Source organism: Micromonospora sp. AB353, assembly GCF_049538395.1.
GTDB lineage: Bacteria > Actinomycetota > Actinomycetes > Mycobacteriales > Micromonosporaceae > Micromonospora > Micromonospora aurantiaca.
Genome location: NZ_JBMVFV010000002.1, coordinates 24,721 through 44,447 on the forward strand (window position 1 = coordinate 24,721; position 19,727 = coordinate 44,447).

Here is a 19,727-nt window from a genome sequence, read left to right on the forward strand (position 1 = left end):
GGCGCGGCGGGCGACGCTGCCGGGGACACCGCGAGCGTGCTCCGGGCGGGCAACGGGCCTCGTTACGGGGCGGCCGCCGCAGCGTCCACGCGTGCATCCGTGGCGATCGTCGCCTGCCCACAGGGGAGACTGGCATGACTTCCGCTCCGACCAGGTCGACCACCTCGAAGACTCCACCGGGGTCGAACGCGCCGCGGTTCGTACAGACCGCGTCGTTCGTCCGGGGTCCGATCGACTACCTCGACCAGAACCACCGCAAGTACGGCGACATCTTCACGGTGTCGCTGATCGGCATGCCGCCGATCGTGTACGTCGCCAACCCGGACCTCGCCCGCCAGGTGTTCGCCACCGACCGCAGCGTCGGCAACGCCGGCCGTACCCGGCAGGACTTCCTGCAGCGGATGGTGGGCGACTACTCGATCCTGGTGCTCGACGGCGACGAGTGGCTGCGGCAGCGCAAGATGATCGGGTCGGCGTTCCACACCCGCTACCTGCAGAGCTACCAGGAGGAGATCCGCCGCATCGCGGTCGAGTCGGTGGCCACCTGGCCGGTCGGCACGCCGTTCCCGGTCCGGCCCAAGATGCAGACCATCGCGCTGGACGTGCTCCTGCGCGTCGTGTTCGGCATCCGCGACCTCGAACGGGTCGCCCAGTTGCGGGAGATGCTGCCCCGGCTGACCGCGTCGGCGTCCAGCATGGAGACGCTGGCGTTCGTGCTGTCCCGCTCGGCGTGGGCCGGCATCGAGCCGATCTTCCGCAAGATCCCGGGCAGCGCGGCGGCCCGGTTCACCCAGGCGCGCGCGGACTGCGACGCGATCCTCTACGACGAGATCCGGCGGCGGCGGGCCGAGCCGGACAACGCCGAGCGCAAGGACATCATGTCCCAGTTGCTGCGTGCCGCGGACGACGAGGGCACGCCGATGACCGACCTGGAGCTGCGCGACGCGCTCATGACGCTGCTGGAGGCGGGATACGAGACGACCGCCGCGGCGATGGCCTGGGTCTTCGAGCGGCTCGTCCGTCACCCCGACGTCTACCGGCGACTGCTGGAGGAGACCAAGGACGGCGACGAGACGTACCTGGAGGCAGTCATCAAGGAGACGATGCGGACCCGGCCGATCGTGCCGGTGATGCCCCGGGCGCTGTCCGGCCCGCTGGAGATCGGCGGCTACACCGTGCCGGGCGGCTGGTGGGTGGCGCCGTCGGTGCCGCTGCTGCACGGCCGGGAGGAGTCGTTCGAGTCGCCGGAGGAGTTCCGGCCGGACCGTTTCCTCGGCGAGGACGTGCCGAAGTCTGCGTTCCTGCCGTTCGGCGGTGGGCGGCGGCACTGCCTGGGCGCGCAGTTCGCCATGATCGAGATGAAGGCGGTCATCCCCGAGGTGATCAAGCGGATGGACCTGCGCCGCCCCGACGGCGCCGGTCCGGAGGCGCAGAAGACCTCGCACGTGCTGCTCACCCCGTCCGAGGGGGCGACTGTCGTGGCCGAGCCGCGTAAGCAGGCGGCGAGCGCCTGAGACGTACCGATCGATCGGGCCGGCCCTCGACGAGGGCCGGCCCGTCCCGTGTCGGCGGTCGGCCCGGGACCGCGCCCGACGGCCCCCGGAGCGTGCCTGACGCCGCGACCGTGCGCCCGACGGCGCGGCCGGGTGCGGCCGAGAGCTCAGCGGCCGGCGGCGGCTCGGCGACCGTTGGCGGCTCAGCGGCCGGCGGCGGCGACCAGGCGGCGCAGCGGCGCGTCCGGGTCGGCCAGGACGAGCCCGGCCAGCTCCGCGTAGCGGCGGACGAAGTCCTGCGCCCAGGCCGGCTCGAACTGGTCCTCGGCGTAGGACAGCCGGGCGTCGAACCGGTCGGCGCGGGGGATGACGGTCAGGCTCAGGCCGAAGCGGCTCAGCCCCTGGCTGGGCCGGAACGTGTCGATCTCCAGCCCGTTGCGCACGGCCGTCGGCGACCAGGAGTCCGGCGCCCGGTCCGGCAGCATCTGGAAGACCACGTCGTTGACCCGGCCGCCGGCCTCGCGCAGCGCCGGCACCGGCACCGTCTGGTAGGGCACGCCCTGGTGCACGACGGCGTCCAGGACGGTACGGCGGGTCGCGGCGAGCAGGTCGCGGAACGAGCCGCCGTCGGCCAGCCGGGTACGCAGCACCAGCATGTTGGCGAAGAAGCCGACGGTCAGCTGCACCTCCGGCCGGGTGCGGTTGGCGAACAGCGAGGCCACCGCCAGATCGTCGGCGCCGGTCTCGGTGTGCAGCAGCAGGTAGTAGAGGCCCAGCATCACCGGGAACAGCGTGGTCCGCTCGGCCCTGGCGAACGCGCGCAGCGCCGCCGCGTCCGCGTCGCCGAACTCGTGCAGCGCCAGCCCGGGGCGCGGCGCGCCCTGCCCGGGGCGCCGTGCGGGCAGGTCGGGCACCCGCATCCCGTCGAGCTTGGCGGCCCAGTAGTCGTGGTCGGCGCGCAGCTGCCCGGAGGCGCTCTGCTCGTGCTGCCAGACGGAGAACTGCCGGTACTGCCAGCCGACCGGAGCGGGTGGCGCGCCGTCACCGAGCAGCGCGATCACGTCGTTGATCAGCACCCCGCAGGACCAGGCGTCGGAGACCAGGTGGTGCATGTTGGCGCAGAGCACGTGGTCGTCGGCGCCGATCCGCCAGGCGTGCCAGCGCACCGGGGCCTGCTCGACGGCGATCGGGGCGCGCAGCTCCTCGGCGTACTGCCGCTGGACCTCCGCTTCCGCGCCGGCCGGCAGCTCGGTCCACTCGACCCGGGTCGGGCCGGGCTCGTGGACGCGCTGCACCAGGTCGCGCCCGCGCCGGTGCAGCGTGGTGCGCAGCGACTCGTGCCGCCGCATCAGGATGTCGACGGTGCCGGCCAGCTTGCCGGGGTCGAGCGGCCCGCGGATGCGGAAGCCGGCCGGGCAGTTGACTGACGCCGTCTCGGCTCGGTAGTGCGCCAGGAACCACATCAGCCGCTGACCGATGGAGGCCGGGATCTCCGTGTACGACATGGTGAGGAGTCTATGGGCGTATCTGCTATCTGCGCTCTACTGCCGGTCCGGACACTCGTGGTAGTCCTAACCCATGTCTGAGGATGCGATCGAACACCGGACCCGGGTCATCGTCGTCGGCGCCGGCTACGCCGGGCTCACCGCGGCGCTCTTCCTGGCCTGGCGCGGTGTGCCGGTGACCCTCGTCGAACGCCATCCGAGCACCTCGGTGCAGCCGAAGGCCTTCGGCATCGTGCACCGCAGCATGGAGCTGCTGCGCCAGATCCCCGGCCTGGAGGAGAAGATCCTCGCCGCCGACGTCATCGACTTCGTCAACGAGGCCCACATCACCATCGCCACCGACATGAAGGATCCGAACCCGGAGGTCCTCCTGGCCGGCAACGACGACACCATGTCGCGGCTGATCCGGCTGACCCCGGCCGGCTTCGGCGCCCTGCCGCAGTCCAAGATCGAGGCGATCCTGCGCCGCACCGCCGAGGAACTCGGCGGCGACCTGCGCTTCTCCACCCGGCTGGAGTCCTTCGACGAGGACGACGACGGCGTGGTGGCCACCCTCGTCGACCTGCCCACCGGCCGCCGCTACCGGGTGGCCGCCGACTACCTGGTGGCCGCCGACGGCTGGCAGGCGCCGGTCCGCGAGTGGCTGGAACTGCCCACGCACGGCGTCGGCGAGCTGTGGCGGTGCCGGACCATCCTCTTCGACGCCGACCTGACCGAGCTGCTGGCCGGGCGCAAGGCGCTGCTGACGTACTTCAAGAACGACGAGTTCACCGGCCTGTACGCGTACCTGGAGAACGCCCGCGAGGTGTTCGGCGTCTCCGGCGCCCACCTGCTCGGCATCAACTACTTCATCGAGCGCGGCGAGAGCGACGACGACTTCACCGACGAGCGCTGCGTGGAACTGGTCCGCAAGGCCATGGTGGAGCCGGACCTGGAGGTGACCATCACCGACCAGTCCACGTTCGTCATCGCCCACCGGGTGGCCGACCGGATGCGCGAGGGCCGGGTGTTCCTGGCCGGCGACAGCGCGCACGTCATGCCGCAGACCGGCGGCCTGGGCGGCGCCACCGCGATCCAGGACGGCTACGACATCGCCTGGCGCATCGCCGCCGTCGTCGCCGGATACGCCGGGCCGAACCTGCTCACCGGCTACGACGCCGAGCGGCGGCCGGTGGGGGAGTCGACCGCCAACCGGCAGCTGCACCGCCTCTCCGAGCGGATGGCGCCGCAGCTCAAGACGTTGCAGTTCGCCGAGGAGGTGAGCCCGGTCTGGGAGCATCTGGGCTACCGGGTCCACTCGCCGTTCGTCGGCACCGAACCCGACGACGACGGCGACCTGCTGGAGGATCCGGAACTGGCGCAGGCCCGCCCGGGCAGCCGCGCGCCGCACGTGCCGGTCCGGCACGGCGACCGGGAGATCTCGCTGCTGGACCTGTTCGGCCGCGACCACGTGCTGCTGCTCGGCTCGCCCGGCACGCCGTGGCGGGCCGCCGCCGAGAAGCAGGCCGCCGCGCTGGGCGTGCCCCTGCCGGTGTACGCCTTCGGCGCCGACCTGACCGACCACACCGGCGAGGCGGCACGCCGATACGACCTCGGCCCGGACACCGCCGTCCTGGTCCGGCCGGACGGCTACGTGGTGTGGCGGGCCCTGTCCCGGCCCGACGACCCGGAGCGGGCGCTGCGCGACGCCCTCACCACCGTCCTCGGCCGCGCCGGCGAACCGGTCGAGCCGCCACAGTGGTCCGAGCCGGCGCTGCGGCGTACCGCGATCCGGTTCTTCTCCAACATCCGCCGCTGACGTGAGCCGGATCGCCGTCGTCGGGGCCGGCATGGCGGGCCTGGCCGCCGCGTTGTTCTGTGCCCGCCGGGGCCACGAGGTGACGCTGCTGGAACGCGACGCCGCCGCGCCGCCGGACGGCGCGGGCGCGGACCGGTGGTTCACCGACTGGCACCGGCCGGGCCTGCCGCAGGGACGGCACTCCCACAAGTTCCTGGCCCGGTCGTGCCGGGTGCTGGCCGAGGAGGCGCCGGACGTCCTGGACGACCTCGTCGCGGCCGGCGCGGTGCGGGTGCCGGTCAGCCGCCTGCACACCGGGCCGCCCCCGGCCGACGAGTTCGCGCTCGCCGCCCGGCGGCTGATGCACGAGGCGGTGCTGCGCCGCGCCGTCGGACGCGAACCGACCGTACGGCTGCGACCCGGTGCGACCGCCCGCGCGCTGGTCACCGGGCGCCCGGACGGCGGCGTGCCGACCGTGGACGGCGTCCGGCTCGACTCCGGTGAGGTGGTGTCCGCCGACCTCGTCGTGGACGCCGCCGGACGGCACGCCCGGCTGCTCGACTCGATCGACGTGCGCCGCCCGCCCGCGCTGGTGCATCCGTGCGGGTTCGTCTACCTGACCCGGCACTACCGGCTGCGGCCCGGCGCCGAGCTGCCGCCGCTTGATCGGCCGCTCGCGATGAGCCTCGGGTACGCCGCCACGCTCGCGTTCCCGGCCGACAACGGCACGTTCTCGCTGTCGGTGACGCTGTCCGACCAGGACGAGCTGCGTCACGCCCTGCGCCGCCCGGCCACGTGGGACCGGTTCATCGCCGCGGTGCCGCACACCCACCGCTGGGCCCGCCGGGGCGTACCGCAGGGACCGGTACGCACCATGTCCGGCATCGCCAACCGCTGGCAGCGGATGCACGACGACGACGGACCGGCGCTGGCCGGGCTGGTCCTGCTCGGCGACGCCGCCCTCCAGACGAACCCGACGTACGGCCGGGGCGTCTCGATCGCGTTCCTGCACGCCCAGCAGCTCGCCCGCACCCTGGACACGACGGGTGACCCGGGCTCGGCGGCGTTCACCGACGCGTTCGAGGCGTGGACCGCCCGCAACCTCGGCGTGTGGTACCGCACCCAGGTCACCGCCGACACCGCCGGTCTGCGGCGGATGGCGGCCGGGCTGCGCGGCCAGCCACCGCCGGTGTCCGACGACCCGTTCGCCCGCTTCATGGCCGGCATGGAGGTGCTGGCCGGGCGGGACGAGGTCGTCGCCCGCGCGCTCGGCCGGATGGCGCACCTGCTCATCACACCCGCACAGCTGCTCGGCGACCGCGACGTGGTGCGCCGGGTGACCGGGTTCCTCGACGGCCGGACCGTCACCGACGACGTCGTCGAGGGTCCGGCCCGGCGGGAGTTCGAGGCGATAGTCGCCGCCTGAGCCGCGACCGGACGGCACCTTCGGAGGCCACCATGGACGCACGACCCGCCCGGACCGACGCGCCCGCCCGCTGCCCGGTGACCGGCGCCGCGGACTTCGAGCCGTTCGGCCCCGCCTACAACGCCGAAGCCGGGGCGAGTCTGGCCGGGGCCCGCGCCGAACGGCCGGTCTTCCACCACCCCGGCCTCGACTACTGGATCGTCACCCGGTACCGGGACGTGCGTGCCGTGTTCGGCGACCCGGACACGTTCTCGGCCGCAAACGCGATGGACCCGTACCGCCCGCTGTCCCGCCCCGCCCTGCGCGAGCTGGTCCGGCGGCGGTTCACCGGCGGCCCGGTGCTGGCGAACGAGGACGAGCCGGTGCACCTGCGGCGGCGGCGCCGGCTCGCCAGGCCGTTCACCCGGCGCCGGGTGCAGCGGCTGGAACCACGTGTGCGCGCGCTCGTCGGCGAGCGGATCGACGCGTTCGCCGGCCGGGGCCACGCCGACCTGGTGGCCGAGCTGCTGTGGGAGGTGCCCGCCCTGGTCGTCGCCGTCTTCATGGGCGTACCGGACGAGGACCTGGCCGAGGTGCGCGGCTACTCGGTGTCCCAGGCCGTGTTCAACTGGGGGCTGCCCACCGACGACGAGCAGGTGGCCGCGTGCGACGTGATGGGCCGGTACTGGCAGTACGCCGCCCGCCTGGTGAGCGGGCTCAAGGAGGCCGAGGGCCGGGGCGCCGGCTGGATCGCCCACGCGGTCCGCGCCCAGGCCCGCAACCCGGAGCTGTTCAGCGACTCGTACCTGCAGTCGCTGGTGCTCAACGGCACCACCGCGGCGCACGAGACCACGGCGTCCGGCGCGGCCAACGCGGTGCGGACGCTGCTGGAGACGCCGGGTGCGTGGGCGGCGCTGTGCGCCGACCCGGCCGGCATCCCGGCCGCGGTGGAGGAGTGCCTGCGGCTGCGGCCCCCCGTCGTCGCCTGGCGGCGCCGGGTGGTCCGGGACACCGTCCTGGGTGGCGTGCCGCTGGCCGCCGGGGCCCGGCTGCTGCTGGTGACGGCGTCGGCCAACCGGGACGCCGAGATGTTCGCCGACCCGGACACGTTCGATCCGGCCCGGCGCGGCGTGCGCCGGCACCTGGCCTTCGGCGACGGCAACCACGCCTGCCTCGGCGCGCACCTGGCCCGGCTGCAACTGCGTGTCGTCCTGGAGGAACTGACCCGCCGTCTGCCCGCGCTGGAACTGGTGCCCGGCCAGGACTTCGGTCACGCCCCGAACACCTCGTTCCACGGACCTGAACGGCTGTTGGTGCGCTGGCCCGCGTCGTAGCGTTCGGGCATGACGGAGAATGCGGTCGGCATCTACCCGTGTCTGCTGTACCGGGATGCCGAAAAGGCGATCGAATGGCTGGTCGAGGCGTTCGGGTTCACCAAGAACGTGGTGTTCCCCGGCCCCGAGGGGACCATCGCGCACGCCGAGCTCGGCTGGCGCGGCTCAGCGGTGATGGTCAATTCCGTCGGCACCGGCACCCGCCTGGCCACCGAGGTCGGGCAGGGCGGCCTCTACCTCGTGGTGGACGACCCGGACGCGCACCACGCCCGCGCCGTCGCGGCCGGCGCGGAGATCATCCGGGAACTCAAGGACGAGGACTTCGGCACGTCCCGCGGGTACGCCGCCCGGGACCTCGAGGGCAACGTCTGGATCATCGGCACCTATCAGCCCGGCAGCACCCCGGCCCCGGCCTAGCGGCTCACGAGCGGGTCGGCTGCACCTGGCGGGGTGCCATCGCGGCGCCCCGCCGGGTGGAGGTGCTCAGCATCTGCTGCATCCCCGCCGCCACCAGCCGGCCGTCCGGCGCCCAGACCTGGGCCGCCCCACCCAGCACGCCCCGGTGCGACGCCACCCCGGCCGCGTTCACCAGCAGCCACTCGTCGCCCGGGGCGCTGTCGTGGAACGCCACGTAGAGGTCGATGCTCGGGGCGAACAACTGTGTCTCCAGCTCCGGGAACGCGTTCATCACCGCCGGCCACTGGAGACTGTCCACCAGGATCACCGAGCGGCAGGCGTCCAGCCACGGGTCGTCGAAGGTGGCCTGCGGCTGGAACCGGGCCCAGCTGAACGCCACCGGCGCCGGCGTCTCCAGCGTGGTCCGCCCGGCCAGCTCCCGCAGCGTGACGCAGTCGTGCCAGGGCGGCACGCCCCGCCCCTCCGCCTCCAGCAGCTCCCGCAGGTCGGGCAGCTCGTCCGGACCGGGCACCTCGGGCATCGGCGTCCACGGCCCGTCCGGGCCGGTGAGCCCGTCGTGCGCCGCCCACACCATCGCCTCCAGCACCGGCCGGCCGAACTGCGTCATGGACACCCGGGCCGCCGCCGCCCGGCGGGTCGCCCGCAACGTCACCACCGCCAGGTCGACGTAGCCGAACCGGGGCGGGCTCAGGAACTGGCAGGACAGGCTCGCCGGGCGGGGCAGGGACAGGGTCTGCTGGGCGGCGCGCAGCGCCACCGCGGCCAGGTAGCCGCCGTTCGGGCCCATCAGCGCCCAGTCCGAGCACAGCTTCGCCCGGAACAGGCCGTCGCCGGCCGGTTCGATGGTGGTGTCCTCGGCGAGGTGGCCCACGGCTCAGCCCGCCGTCGCCGGCGTCGCCGGGCGGCCCGGCGTCAGCAGGCTGACCACGGTGCCGACACCGATGAGCACGGCGGCCAGCAGGAAGCCGCGGTCGTACCCGGCGGCCAGCGCGACAGCCGGGGACCGCCCCGCGTCGGCCAGGTGCGACGCGTGCGCCACGGCGGCGGTGACCAGCGTGGCCAGGCCGATCGCGCCGCCGAGCTGCCGGGTGCTGCTGATGACCCCGGACGCCAGGCCCGCCTGGGCCGGCGGGATGCCGCTGGTGGCGGCCGCGGTGATCGGCACCATCACGATGCCGATGCCCAGTCCGATCAGCACCGTCGGGGCGAGCAGGTCGACCAGGAACGTCGCGTCGGCCGGCGTCCGGGACAGCCACAGCAGCCCGGCCGCGGCGACCACGCCACCGGCCACCAGCGGCAGCCGGGGACCGGTGCCGGGCAGTAGCTTCGTGGAGACGCCGGAGCCGGCGACGATGCCGATCGACAGCGGCAGGAACGCCAGCCCGGCCTCGATCGGCCGGTAGCCGAGGACCTGCTGGAGGAAGAGCGACAGGAAGAAGAACATCGACACCATCGCGGTGCCGCCCACCAGCGCGATGACGTTGGCGAGCGCGACGTTGCGGTGCCGGAAGAAACCCGGCGGCATGATCGGCTCGGCCGCCCGCGTCTCGACCACCAGGAACACCGCCAGCAGCAGGACGCCGACCGCGATCGGCACCAGGACGGGAGCGGAGAGGAATGGGTGCTCCCGTACGCCGACGATGCCGTACACGAGCGTGGCCAGACCCGCGGTGACGGTGACCGCGCCGGTGACGTCGAGGCGGCGGCGCGCCCCGGCGGCCGGCGCCGACTCGGTGAGCGCCCAGGCCGCGCCGGCGAACAGCAGTACGCCCAGCGGCACGTTGCAGAACAGCACCCAGCGCCAGCTGAGCAGGTCGGTGAGCACGCCGCCGGCCAGCGAGCCGATCGCGCCGGCGGACGCGGCCACCGCGCTCCACAGGCCGATCGCCCGCCCTCGCTGCTTCGGGTCGGTGAACGTGGTGACCAGCACCGTCAGCGTGGTCGGGGCGAGGATCGCGCCGCCGAGGCCCTGCACCGCCCGGGCGGCGATCAGCGTGCCCGCGTTCGGCGCGAAGCCGCCGACGAGGCTGGCCACGGTGAAGACGGTCAGGCCGGTGAGGAACATCCGCTTGCGTCCGAACAGGTCGGCGGTGCGGCCGCCGAGCAGCAGGAACCCGGCGAAGACGATGGTGTACGCGTTCACCACCCACTGCAGCTCGGCCGGGCCCATGGCCAGCGACTCGCCCATCCGGTCCAGCGCCAGGTTCACGATCGCGACGTCGAGGATCACCATGAACTGGGCGAGGCAGACCACCGCGAGGATCGCCCCGCTCGGCGCGCCGGCGGCGCGGGCCGGCGCCGGCGCCGCCTTTCCTGTCGTCGTCACTTGCGGGCTCCAAGGGCTCGGGCCGGCCCGGGACGCGCCGGCGGCGGGGAGGCTCGTGCGCTCGGGAGCGGCGGCCGGGGCTGGCATACTGCCCGCATGGCCGATCTCACCGGAACACACTATCGGGGTTACAGTCCGTATCTCTACTACGAGGACGCGGGCGCCGCGCTGGACTGGCTGGTCCGCACGTTCGGCTTCACCGAGAAGGTCCGCTACCTCGACGAGGCCGGTGTGGTCCGGGAGGCGGAGCTGCACGCCGGGGACACGCTCATCATGCTGCACGGCGCCGACCCCGGCTACTGGGCGAAGCAGTCGGCGCCCGGCCCGGTCGGGCACATGTGCATCGTGTACGTCGAGGACGTCGACGCCCACCACAAGGCCACTGTCGCGGCCGGTGTGGACGCGCCCGAGCCGGAGGACCAGCCGTACGGGGCTCGGATCTACATCGTCACCGACCCGGGCGGGCACCAGTGGACGTTCTGGCAGCACCTGACCGACGAGGTGCGGCTGGCGCCGGGCTGGCGCGAGGTACGCCCGGCGTAGCGCCGTCGCGTCAGACCGGGTCCGGCTGCGGCCGCCGGTCCGGCGCGCCCGCCGCCCGCACGGCCAGCGCGACGTAGTCGGTGAGGAACGCCCGCGCCCACTCCGGGTCGAACTGGTCGTCGTAGAACAGCAGCGCCCGGCAGTCGCCGCCGGGTTGCGGGATCAGCCCCAGTTCCAGCCCGAACCGGCTGCGCAGCGCCTCCGGCACGTAGAGGTCGAAGTCGACGCCCCGCGCGGTGACCTTCGTGCCCGGTGGTGGCGTGAGCAGCATCTGGAACACCACGTCGTCGGCGCGCCGCCCGTTCGTCTGGAACCGCACCGGCAGCATCTGGTACGGGATGCCCTCGTGCAGGAACGCGTCCACCACGGTCCGGCGGGTCGCCTGCACCACCTCGCGGAAGCTCGCCCCCTGCGGGATCCGCGTGCGCAGCATCAGCATGTTGGCGAAGAACCCGACGGTCGACTGCACCTCGCGGCGGGAGCGGTTGGCGAACAACGACGCGACCGCCAGGTCGGTGCTGCCGGTCTCCCGCTGCAGGATCAGGTAGTACAGCGAGAGCATCACCGTGAACAGCGTGGTCCGCTCGGTGCGGGCCAGCAGCCGCAGCCGGTTGAACGTCTCGCGGTCGATGGTCTCGGCCTCCAGGTAGCTGCGCCGCGGCGCCTGCGGGTCCAGCTCACGCATCGGCACGTCGGGCAGCGTCAGCCCGGTCAGCTGCCCGGTCCAGTAGTCCTGGTGCGGCTTCAGCTCGCCCCTGGTCATCAGCTCGTGCTGCCACTGCGCGAACTCCGGGTACTGCCAGCCGATCGGCGTCAGGTCCGGCTCGCCGTCCGGGCCGGCCTCCAGCAGCCGGATCAGATCCTGCACGATGATGCCGCACGACCAGGCGTCGGAGACCAGGTGGTGCATGTTCACCGACAGCACGTGCTCGTCCGGTCCGAGCCGCCACAGCGTCACCCGGACCGGCCACTCGCTGACGTCCACGTTGTCGCGGACCTCGGCCGCGACCGCCGCGCCGAGCGTCTCCTCGTCCGGGTCCGGCAGGTCGACGTGGCGGACCCGGACCGGCGCCGGGTCGTGCACGTGCTGCACCAGGTTGCGCCCCTGCCGCACCAGCGTGGTGCGCAGCGCCTCGTGCCGCGCGGCCAGCCGGTCCAGCGCGATCTGCAGCTCGCCGACGTCCAGCGGGCCGTGCAGGCGGCACACGACGGGGCAGTTGAGTGATGCCGAGTCGGGCCGATAATGCTCCAGGAACCACAGCAACCGTTGTCCGATCGAGGCCGGCACTTCGCGTACGCCCATGCCCCGGAGTATCGAGATCCGGCGACGCCCGGCGCAATGCGATCCGGCCGGTGAAACGAGGTCGAGGGTGGAACCGTCCAGCTCACCGGCGCGGCAGGCGCAGGCCCTGTCGATGCGGTTGTTCCTGCACAGTCTCGGCGCGGCCGAGCTGATGACGATGTACCTCGGCCATCGGCTGGGGCTCTACCGGGTGCTCGGCGACGGGCCGGTGACCGGTGCCGAGCTGGCCGCGCGCGCGGGCGTCGGCGCCCGGCACGCCACCGAGTGGCTGGAGCAGCAGGCCGCCGCCGGAGTGGTCGAGCCCGCCGGGGACGGCCGCTTCCGCCTGCCGGAGGGACACCGGCAGGCGCTCACCGACGCCACCAGCCCGTTCGCGGTGCTGTCCCTCGCGGTGCTGCCGGTGGCCGGGCTGGCGCCGATGCTCGACCGGCTGGTCGAGGCGTACGCCAAGGGCGAGGGCGTGGGATACGACGAGTACGGCGAGGAGTTCCGCGCCGCGCAGGCCGGCATGAACCGGCCGGTGTTCACCCACGAACTGCCGCGCTGGATCCGGACCGCCCTGCCGGACGTGCACGCCCGGCTGTCCCGGCCCGGCGCGGTGGTGATCGACGTCGGGTGCGGCACCGGTGACTCCTCGCTGGCGCTGGCGCAGGCGTACCCGTTCGCCACTGTCCACGGCGTCGACCTGGGTGCCGCCGCGATCGGCGCGGCCCGTGACCGCGCCGCGTCGGCCGGGCTGGCCGAGCGGGTCGTGTTCACCGTCGCCGACGTGGCCGAGCGGCCCGGCGCCGAGCGCGGCGACCTGGTGTGCGTGTTCGACGCGCTGCACGACATGAGCCGGCCGGTACGGGTGCTCACCGCCGCCCGGAACCTGCTGCGCCCGGGTGGTTGCGTGCTGCTGATGGAGCCGCGGGTGGGGGAGCGGTTCACCGCGCCGGCCGGTGAGGTCGAGCGGTTCATGTACGCGGTGAGCGTGCTGCACTGCCTGCCGGTCGGCCTGACCGGTGACGGCGACGACGGCGGCGCCCCGGCCGGCACCGGCACCGTCATGCGGCCGGACACGGTGCGCCGCTACGCCGAGCGGGCCGGTTTCGCCGCGACCACGGTGCTGCCGGTCGAGCACCGGTTCCACCGCCTCTACCGCCTGGACCCGCCGGCCTGACTCACGGGGCCGGCCCGGCCGGGCCGCCCCGCGGATCAGGCGGCTCAGGCGGACGGGTCGCGGCGGGCCGCCACCCGGGCGCTCAGCCGGCTCGCCGTCGACTCGGACAGCACCCGGAACTCCGCGGTGGCCTCCACGCACACCCGGTCGGTGCCGTCGACGATCGTGCCCGTCGTGCCGAGCCGGTCGGGGGCGGTCGTCGCGATCCGGGCACGCACCCGGTAGTCGGCGCCGATGCGCAGCGGCCGGACGAACCGGGCCGTGGTGTCGACGGTGACCGCGAAGCGCCGGGCGCCGGCCACCACCGCCCACGCCATCGCCTCGTTCAGCACGGCCAGGCTCAGCCCGCCGTGCACGTACGTCGGCGCGCCGGAGTGCCGCTGCGCGAACGTGAACGAGGCGAGCACCTCGGCCCGCTCGTCGTCGTAGGAGAACGGGATCCGCAGCCCGTGCTCGTTGATCGGGCTGCACACGAAGCAGTGCGTCTCCAGCGGGCCGCTGTGCTCGTCCAGCCGTCGTACGGCCATCAGGCGCCGTCCCCGGTGAGGGACCGGCGCAGCGCCCGCTTGTCGACCTTGCCGGCACCGGTGTGGCTGAACGCGGGCACCACCTCCAGCCGGTCCGGCAGCTTGTACGCGGCCAGCCCCCGGCCGGTCAGGAAGGCGCGCAGCTCCGCCAGGTCGAGACCCCCGCCCTCGTCGCGCCGGACCACCACGGCGCAGATCTTCTCGCCCAGCGCCGGGTCGGGCACCGCGATGACGGCGGCGGCGCGTACGGCCGGATGGGCCTCGATCTGGCTCTCCAGCTCGGCCGCGCCGATCTTCTCGCCACCACGGTTGATCACGTCCTTGATCCGGCCGGCGACCATCAGGTTGCCCTCCGGGGTGAGCCGGACCAGGTCGCCCGTGCGCAGGTAGCCGTCGGCGGTGAACGCGGTGGCGTTGTACTCCGGCGCGTCGTAGTAGCCGCGCAGCGTGGTCGGCCCGCGGACCAGGAACTCGCCGACGCCGCCCGGCGGGACGTCCCGGTCGTGCTCGTCGACGACGCGGTACTCGTCGGCCGGGATCAGCGGCCGGCCCTGGGTGGTGGCGATCGTCTCCGGCGGGTCGTCCAGCCGGGTGTACCACAGGGGTCCCTCGGCCATCCCGAACCAGTGGCTCAGCCGCAGCCCCCGGCTCAGGATCTCCCGGGCCACCTCCGGGCGCAGCGGCGCGCCGCCGACCTCCAGCAGCACGCCGGACAGGTCCACGCCGTAGTCGCCGGCGAGGTCGAGCCAGACCGCCAGCAGCGGCGGCATCAGCGTGGTCAGTGTGACGCCCTCGGCGGTGATCAGGGGGAACACGTCGTCCGGGCTCGGTGTCGGGCTGAGCACGACCCGGCCGCCGGCGCGCAGCGTGCCGAGCACGCCGGGGCAGCCCAGCGCCGCGTTGTGCGCCGCCGGCAGCGAGGCGAGGTAGACGCCGTGCTCGTCCACGCCGAGCGCCTCGGCGCTGCGGCGCAGTTGGTAGGCGTAGTCGTCGTGGGTGCGGGGGATCAGCTTCGGCAGCCCGGTGGTGCCACCGGAGAGCAGGAAGAACGCGACGTCGCCGGGGTCCGGCGCGGGCAGGTCGCGGGGCTCGTCGCGTACCTCGCTCAGGGCCAGGTGCGGGCCGGGCTCCCCGGCCACGATGACGTGGTCGAGGCCGGCGGCGGACGCGGCCACCGTCGCGGCCAGCGGCCGGTGGTCGTACCCGCCGAAGCGGTCCGGCACGACCAGCGCCCGCGCCTCGGTGTGCCGGGCCAGGTAGGTCAGCTCGGCCTCGCGGTGCGACGGCAGCGCGAACACCGGTACCGCGCCGAGGCGGAACAGGCCGAGCGCGACCACCACGAACGCGGCCGTGTTCGGCAGTTGCACCACGACCCGGTCCTCGGCGCGCAGGCCGAGCCGGTGCAGACCGGCGGCGAACCGGTCGGCGGCGGCGTCGAGTTCGGCGAAGGTCATCCGGCCGCCGGCGTCGACGACGGCGGTGCGGCCGGGATGCCGGCGCGCCCCCTCGCGGCCGATCTCGCCGAGCAGCTCACCGGTCCAGATGCCCGCGGCGCGGTAGCGTTCCGCGTCCGTCTCGGGCCAGGCGACACAACCTTTCAGCACCGCACGACTCCCCTGTCAACTGTGGACGCGTCCGCCTCGGGCGAGGTGCGCTCCACCTTGGCCGGTGCCGTCGCGGCCCGGCAAGCGGTCAGCGTTGCCGCCCGCGGGGCCCGGCTGCGATCCTGCGCGGGCGCAGGTCCCCCCGGTCGTGACCGGGTGCGACTGCGGATGCGCATCAGTTGCACAGCCGGCCGCCCGGCCGGGGCACTGTCATCCGACGGGAGGGGACGCATGGGCCCGGATGTCAACGGCGGGGACGGGCGGGGCAAGGAGTGCCGGTCGGACGCGGGTGAGCTGACCGCCCGCACCGAGGCCGGCCGGCGGATGGTGGAGCTGGCGCAGGAGCACGCCGCCGACTTCGCCACCCGCGCCGCCGACCACGACCGGGACAACACGTTCGTCCGGGAGAACTTCGAGGCGATGAAGGCCAGCGGCTTCCTCGCCGCCACCGCGCCGCAGGAGTTCGGCGGCCTCGGTGTGTCGTCCCTGCACGACCTCGTCGTCGCGGTGTCCCGGCTCGCCCGCGGCTGCCCGTCCACCGCGATCGCCGCGAACATGCACCTGGGGTTCGTGTGGAGCACGGCCCGGGGCTGGCGGGCCGCCGCGCAGCCGCCACCGCAGCTCACCATGCTGCTGCGGCTGCTCGGCCGGGGCCGCATCGTGGTGTCGCACGCCGGCACCGAGCCCGGCGGCGGGGCGATCAGCTTCCCGCGTACGACTGCCGAGCCGGTCCCCGGCGGCTACCGGATCAACGGGCACAAGATCTTCGCCACGAACGCCGAGATCGCCGAGACGGTGGTGGTGTTCCTGCGGGTGCCCGACGGCGCGGGCTGGTTCAACGCCGGCACCGCCGTGGTGCGCACCGGCACACCGGGGATGACAGTGGAACGCACCTGGGACGCGCTCGGCATGCGGGGCTCGGGCAGCCACGACATCCGCTTCACCGACTGCGTCGTCGGGCGGGACATGGTGCTGGTCGGCCGCCCACTGGGGGAGATGGCCACGGAGTGGCCGGGCCTGCTGGCGGTGAACTTCCCGCTCGTGGCCGCGTACGTGGGCATCGCCGAGCGGGCGATGAGCCACGTGACGGAGCTGGCCGTGACGCGCCGCCAGCAGCCCTCCGGCCAGTTGCTCGCGGACCGCGCGCCGGTGCGGTCGCAGGTGGCGGAGATGGCGGTGGAGCTGGCCGTCGCGCGGGCCACGCTGGGCCGGGCCGCGGAGGCGATCGACGCGTTCCTGGCCCGCCCCGACGCCGAGGTGGAGCCGGCCGACGCGTACCGCGCCATCGAGGACTTCCAGGTCGCGAAGCTGGTCGTGAACCGGTCCGCCGCCGCGGTGGTCGACCGGGCGATGGCGGTGACCGGCGGCCAGTCGTACCGGACCGGGCACCTGCTCAACCGCCTCTACCGGGACGTGCGCGCGGGCGGGTTCATGCAGCCGTACTCGCCGCCGGAGGCGCTGGAGTTCGTCGGGCGTACCGCGCTGGGCCTGGACCCGTTCGAGGAACTGCGGGACAGCCTGGCGTCGGCCCGCGCGGCGGCGGCCGCCGGCTGACGGGGAGGGCCCTCAGCCCGTGCGGTCGGCCGGCCGGCCGTCTCGGCGCAGGTACCACAGCGGGATGCCGACGACCTCGACGGTCTTGGTCAGCTCCCAGCCGAGCGCGGTGTAGAAGCGCACGTTCGCCTCGGTGTCGGTCTCGCCCCAGGTGGGGCGCGGGTCGCCGGCCATCACGTCGAGCAGCGCCTGCATGAGCGCCTCGCCGATGCCCCGGCCCTGGAAGCGCGGCTCGACGCCGACCGGACCGACGTGCCAGTGTGGCTCGGCCAGGTCGTGGATCGCGTAGTGCGCCCGGACGTACTCGGCCCGCGCCGGGTCGCCCAGCGGCGGCGCCGCACCGAGCGCGATCCGGCGGGCGTCGCTGTCGAGCGCGGCGCCGATGCAGCCGCCGGGCGGGACCGCCGCGGCGGCACCCACCAGGCAGCCCTTGTAGAACGCCCCGATCTGCGGCGGCGCGGGACGGTGGAAGAACGCCGTCCAGATGGGCATCAGCCCGGCCAGCCGGTCCAGCGGCTCGTCGCCGAACATCGCGTACGTGGTGGGGTTGTCCCGCATCGCGCGGGCGACCAGTCCGGCGGCCGGCCGTCGGTCGTCCTTGCGCAGCTCTCGTATCTGGAGTGTGGGCAGGGTCCGGGGTACGGCTCTGGTGTCGGTCACGGGCGCACGCTAACAGCGGCGCGGCGGCCCGGGCAGGGGCGTGACGACGGCGTCCGTGATCCTTGTGGCGGCGGCGATCCGGCACCTATGTTGCCTCGGAGTTCTCGGTTCTGTCGCACCGACCGGAGTGGGGAAGACGAGATGGCTTTGGACCAGGCGAGCGGCCAGGAAACGAACAGGGCGGATCCCGCCACCGTCGTGCACGGCATCGTCGAGGAGGTCGCGGGCGTCGACGTACGGCCCGACGAGAGCTTCTTCGACCTCGGCCTCGACTCCATCCAGTTGATGCAGGTGTGCAACCGCATCAACGAGGAGTTCGGCGAGGTCATCGATCTGTTCCTGCTGTTCGAGAATCCCACTGTCAACGAGTGCGTGTCGGTCATCAGCGCGCAGCGGTCGGGTTGAGCATGCCGACGCCCGAGGTGTGGTGCGGCCTGAAACTCACGCACGACGGCGGCGTCGCCGCCATCGAGGGGAACCGCCTGCTGTTCTCGATCGAGGCGGAGAAGCTGGAGAACCGGCCCCGGCACGCCACCATGCACGAGGCGGCCGACATCGTCGCCCAGCTCGCCGCCAACGGGCTGGCCCCGGGTGACCTCGCCGGCGTCGCGGTGGACGGCTGGGCGCGCGGCGCGCAGGGCGAGACCTGGGTCGAGGTCGCCGACGCCGCCGGCACGCTGCACCCGGTCGAGGTGGCCGGCTACCACGACGAGCCGGGCGCCGGCCGGTTGCTGACCGGGGTGACCGGCAGCGCGCCGCTGCTCGGGGCGCCGACGCCGTTCCGCAGCTTCAGCCACGCCACCGACCACGCGCTGTCCAGCTACTGCACCAGCCCGTTCGCCGCCCGGCGGCAGCGCGCGCTGATCACCGTCTGGGACGGCGGCATGGTGCCGTGCCTGTACGTGTTCGACCCGGAACGGGTGAGCCTGGAGTGCCTGGGACCGGTGGGCTCGATCTCCGGCGCGCTGTTCCCGATCTTCTGCTCGCACTTCGCGCCGTTCAAGATCGATCACGGCACCCGGCGCGCAAACGATCCCGGCCCCGGCCTGGAGGCGTTGCTGCCGATCGCGGGCAAGGCGATGGCGTACGCGGCGCTGGACACGGTCAGCGAGGAGGCGGTGGCCGTGATGGCCGCCGTGACCGAGGAGATCGGCCTGGTCGACGCGGCGATCCCGGCGTACCTGTGGAGCCGCCGCGTGCTCACCCGCACCGCGCCGCTCGGCCTGTCCGACGCGGCGCTCGTCGGCTCGATCCAGGAGTTCCTGTTCCGGGTCTTCGCGGCCGGGCTCGACGGCCTGCTGTCCCGGCGGCCGGACCTGGACGGCCTGCCGATCTGCCTGTCCGGCGGCTGCGCGCTCAACATCAAGTGGAACGCCGGGCTGCGGGCGAGCGGCCGGTTCGCCGGCGTCTGGGTGCCGCCGTTCCCCAACGACAGTGGTTCGGCGATCGGCGCGGCCTGCACCGAGATGGTGCGCCGCACCGGACGGGCCGACCTGGAGTGGTCGGTGTTCGCCGGGCCCGGCGTGCGCGACGTCGGCCAGCCGCCGCCCGGGTGGTCGGCGCAGCCCTGCGAGATCGAGGAACTGGCCAAGATCCTGGAGGTGCACGGCGAACCGGTCGTGGTCGTCAGCGGCCGGGCCGAGCTGGGCCCGCGCGCGCTGGGCCACCGCAGCATCATCGCGCCGCCCACCTCGGCGGCGATGAAGGACCGGCTCAACGCCGTGAAGGGCCGGGAGCCCTACCGCCCGGTCGCGCCGATCTGCCTGGAGCACCGGGCGCCGGAGGTCTTCGACCCGGGCACACCCGACCCGTACATGCTGTTCGACCACCAGATCCGGCCGCAGTGGCGTTCCCGCATCCCGGCGGTCGCGCACGTCGACAACAGCGCCCGCCTGGAGACCGTCGGACCGGACAACGAGCTGATGTGGCGGCTGCTGACCGCGTACGAGCGCAGCACCGGCGTGCCGGTGCTCTGCAACACCAGCGCCAACTTCCGCGGCAGCGGGTTCTTCCCCGACGCCGAGTCGGTGATGCGCTGGGGTCAGGTCCGGTACGTCTGGTCGAACGGGACGCTGTTCACCTCCGACGCCGACCCGGGAGCCGGCGCCGCCGGGTGA

17 protein-coding genes are annotated in these 19,727 nt (G+C 73.9%); 10 read left to right on the forward strand and 7 right to left on the reverse strand.

The window, feature by feature from the left end:
* Positions 1 to 134: 134 nt before the first annotated feature.
* The gene (locus ACPCK6_RS01240; protein WP_216933403.1) at positions 135 to 1,514 is read left to right on the forward strand and encodes a cytochrome P450; all 1,380 of its coding nucleotides are present in this window, start codon (positions 135 to 137) and stop codon (positions 1,512 to 1,514) included.
* A 182-nt stretch (positions 1,515 to 1,696) separates the two neighbouring features.
* Here ACPCK6_RS01240 and ACPCK6_RS01245 read toward each other — a convergent pair whose 3' ends face one another.
* A complete protein-coding gene (locus ACPCK6_RS01245; protein WP_423480083.1) occupies positions 1,697 to 2,998 on the reverse strand; it encodes a condensation domain-containing protein in 1,302 nt (433 codons plus the stop codon).
* Positions 2,999 to 3,071: 73 nt separating this feature from the next.
* Here ACPCK6_RS01245 and ACPCK6_RS01250 point away from each other — a divergent pair, with 73 nt between their 5' ends.
* From ACPCK6_RS01250 to ACPCK6_RS01265, 4 genes are read left to right on the forward strand one after another with little or no spacing between them, the layout of a single operon-like run.
* On the forward strand, positions 3,072 to 4,796 hold the full coding sequence (locus tag ACPCK6_RS01250; RefSeq protein WP_423480084.1) for an FAD-dependent oxidoreductase: 1,725 nt from the start codon (positions 3,072 to 3,074) through the stop codon (positions 4,794 to 4,796).
* A gap of 1 nt (position 4,797) precedes the next feature.
* Positions 4,798 to 6,201 (forward strand): FAD-dependent oxidoreductase, encoded by a 1,404-nt coding sequence (locus tag ACPCK6_RS01255; RefSeq protein WP_396881543.1) that lies wholly within the window; start codon positions 4,798 to 4,800, stop codon positions 6,199 to 6,201.
* Between the two features lie 32 nt (positions 6,202 to 6,233).
* Positions 6,234 to 7,514: a cytochrome P450 gene (locus tag ACPCK6_RS01260; RefSeq protein ID WP_396881544.1), complete on the forward strand. Its 1,281-nt coding sequence runs from the start codon at positions 6,234 to 6,236 to the stop codon at positions 7,512 to 7,514.
* Between the two features lie 9 nt (positions 7,515 to 7,523).
* Positions 7,524 to 7,931 (forward strand): VOC family protein, encoded by a 408-nt coding sequence (locus tag ACPCK6_RS01265; protein ID WP_269696771.1) that lies wholly within the window; start codon positions 7,524 to 7,526, stop codon positions 7,929 to 7,931.
* A 4-nt stretch (positions 7,932 to 7,935) separates the two neighbouring features.
* Here the strand turns inward: ACPCK6_RS01265 and ACPCK6_RS01270 are convergent, their stop codons facing one another.
* Positions 7,936 to 8,802, reverse strand: coding sequence for a thioesterase family protein (locus tag ACPCK6_RS01270; RefSeq protein WP_269696772.1), 867 nt, complete (start codon positions 8,800 to 8,802; stop codon positions 7,936 to 7,938).
* A gap of 3 nt (positions 8,803 to 8,805) precedes the next feature.
* Complete coding sequence (locus tag ACPCK6_RS01275; RefSeq protein ID WP_396881546.1) at positions 8,806 to 10,257, reverse strand: MFS transporter; 1,452 nt, start codon at positions 10,255 to 10,257, stop codon at positions 8,806 to 8,808.
* A gap of 96 nt (positions 10,258 to 10,353) precedes the next feature.
* Here ACPCK6_RS01275 and ACPCK6_RS01280 point away from each other — a divergent pair, with 96 nt between their 5' ends.
* Positions 10,354 to 10,800 (forward strand): VOC family protein, encoded by a 447-nt coding sequence (locus ACPCK6_RS01280; RefSeq protein ID WP_135239725.1) that lies wholly within the window; start codon positions 10,354 to 10,356, stop codon positions 10,798 to 10,800.
* 10 nt (positions 10,801 to 10,810) lie between these two features.
* Here ACPCK6_RS01280 and ACPCK6_RS01285 read toward each other — a convergent pair whose 3' ends face one another.
* Positions 10,811 to 12,103 (reverse strand): condensation domain-containing protein, encoded by a 1,293-nt coding sequence (locus ACPCK6_RS01285; RefSeq protein ID WP_194800073.1) that lies wholly within the window; start codon positions 12,101 to 12,103, stop codon positions 10,811 to 10,813.
* Between the two features lie 67 nt (positions 12,104 to 12,170).
* On the opposite strand from ACPCK6_RS01285, the gene ACPCK6_RS01290 reads away from it, so the two are divergent.
* Entirely contained in the window at positions 12,171 to 13,265 is a 1,095-nt protein-coding gene (locus ACPCK6_RS01290) for a class I SAM-dependent methyltransferase (protein WP_423480085.1), read from the forward strand.
* A gap of 44 nt (positions 13,266 to 13,309) precedes the next feature.
* Here ACPCK6_RS01290 and ACPCK6_RS01295 read toward each other — a convergent pair whose 3' ends face one another.
* Both ACPCK6_RS01295 and ACPCK6_RS01300 read right to left on the reverse strand, forming a co-directional pair.
* Complete coding sequence (locus ACPCK6_RS01295; RefSeq protein WP_423480086.1) at positions 13,310 to 13,792, reverse strand: PaaI family thioesterase; 483 nt, start codon at positions 13,790 to 13,792, stop codon at positions 13,310 to 13,312.
* Positions 13,792 to 15,396 (reverse strand): (2,3-dihydroxybenzoyl)adenylate synthase, encoded by a 1,605-nt coding sequence (locus ACPCK6_RS01300; protein WP_423480087.1) that lies wholly within the window; start codon positions 15,394 to 15,396, stop codon positions 13,792 to 13,794. Before ACPCK6_RS01300 ends, ACPCK6_RS01295 begins: the two co-directional genes overlap by 1 nt.
* 231 nt (positions 15,397 to 15,627) lie before the next feature.
* Between ACPCK6_RS01300 and ACPCK6_RS01305 the strand changes: the two genes are divergently transcribed.
* Positions 15,628 to 16,950: an acyl-CoA dehydrogenase family protein gene (locus ACPCK6_RS01305; RefSeq protein WP_396881552.1), complete on the forward strand. Its 1,323-nt coding sequence runs from the start codon at positions 15,628 to 15,630 to the stop codon at positions 16,948 to 16,950.
* A gap of 12 nt (positions 16,951 to 16,962) precedes the next feature.
* On the opposite strand, the gene ACPCK6_RS01310 is transcribed toward ACPCK6_RS01305, so the two are convergent.
* On the reverse strand, positions 16,963 to 17,610 hold the full coding sequence (locus ACPCK6_RS01310; protein ID WP_423480088.1) for a GNAT family N-acetyltransferase: 648 nt from the start codon (positions 17,608 to 17,610) through the stop codon (positions 16,963 to 16,965).
* A 141-nt stretch (positions 17,611 to 17,751) separates the two neighbouring features.
* Here ACPCK6_RS01310 and ACPCK6_RS01315 point away from each other — a divergent pair, with 141 nt between their 5' ends.
* Positions 17,752 to 18,015, forward strand: a complete 264-nt coding sequence (locus tag ACPCK6_RS01315) for an acyl carrier protein (protein ID WP_167796881.1) — start codon at positions 17,752 to 17,754, stop codon at positions 18,013 to 18,015.
* 2 nt (positions 18,016 to 18,017) lie between these two features.
* Positions 18,018 to 19,727: a carbamoyltransferase C-terminal domain-containing protein gene (locus ACPCK6_RS01320; protein ID WP_135243910.1), complete on the forward strand. Its 1,710-nt coding sequence runs from the start codon at positions 18,018 to 18,020 to the stop codon at positions 19,725 to 19,727.

Excerpts from the sequence above, each read along its gene's own strand:
- ACPCK6_RS01260 (WP_396881544.1), top strand. The coding sequence starts at position 6,234 with ATGGACGCACGACCCGCCCGGACCGACGCGCCCGCCCGCTGCCCGGTG.
- ACPCK6_RS01320 (WP_135243910.1), top strand. The coding sequence starts at position 18,018 with ATGCCGACGCCCGAGGTGTGGTGCGGCCTGAAACTCACGCACGACGGC.
- ACPCK6_RS01295 (WP_423480086.1), bottom strand. The coding sequence starts at position 13,792 with ATGGCCGTACGACGGCTGGACGAGCACAGCGGCCCGCTGGAGACGCAC.
- ACPCK6_RS01250 (WP_423480084.1), top strand. The coding sequence starts at position 3,072 with ATGTCTGAGGATGCGATCGAACACCGGACCCGGGTCATCGTCGTCGGC.
- ACPCK6_RS01285 (WP_194800073.1), bottom strand. The coding sequence starts at position 12,103 with ATGGGCGTACGCGAAGTGCCGGCCTCGATCGGACAACGGTTGCTGTGG.
- ACPCK6_RS01265 (WP_269696771.1), top strand. The coding sequence starts at position 7,524 with ATGACGGAGAATGCGGTCGGCATCTACCCGTGTCTGCTGTACCGGGAT.
- ACPCK6_RS01315 (WP_167796881.1), top strand. The coding sequence starts at position 17,752 with ATGGCTTTGGACCAGGCGAGCGGCCAGGAAACGAACAGGGCGGATCCC.
- ACPCK6_RS01245 (WP_423480083.1), bottom strand. The coding sequence starts at position 2,998 with ATGTCGTACACGGAGATCCCGGCCTCCATCGGTCAGCGGCTGATGTGG.
- ACPCK6_RS01240 (WP_216933403.1), top strand. The coding sequence starts at position 135 with ATGACTTCCGCTCCGACCAGGTCGACCACCTCGAAGACTCCACCGGGG.
- ACPCK6_RS01280 (WP_135239725.1), top strand. The coding sequence starts at position 10,354 with ATGGCCGATCTCACCGGAACACACTATCGGGGTTACAGTCCGTATCTC.
- ACPCK6_RS01305 (WP_396881552.1), top strand. The coding sequence starts at position 15,628 with ATGGGCCCGGATGTCAACGGCGGGGACGGGCGGGGCAAGGAGTGCCGG.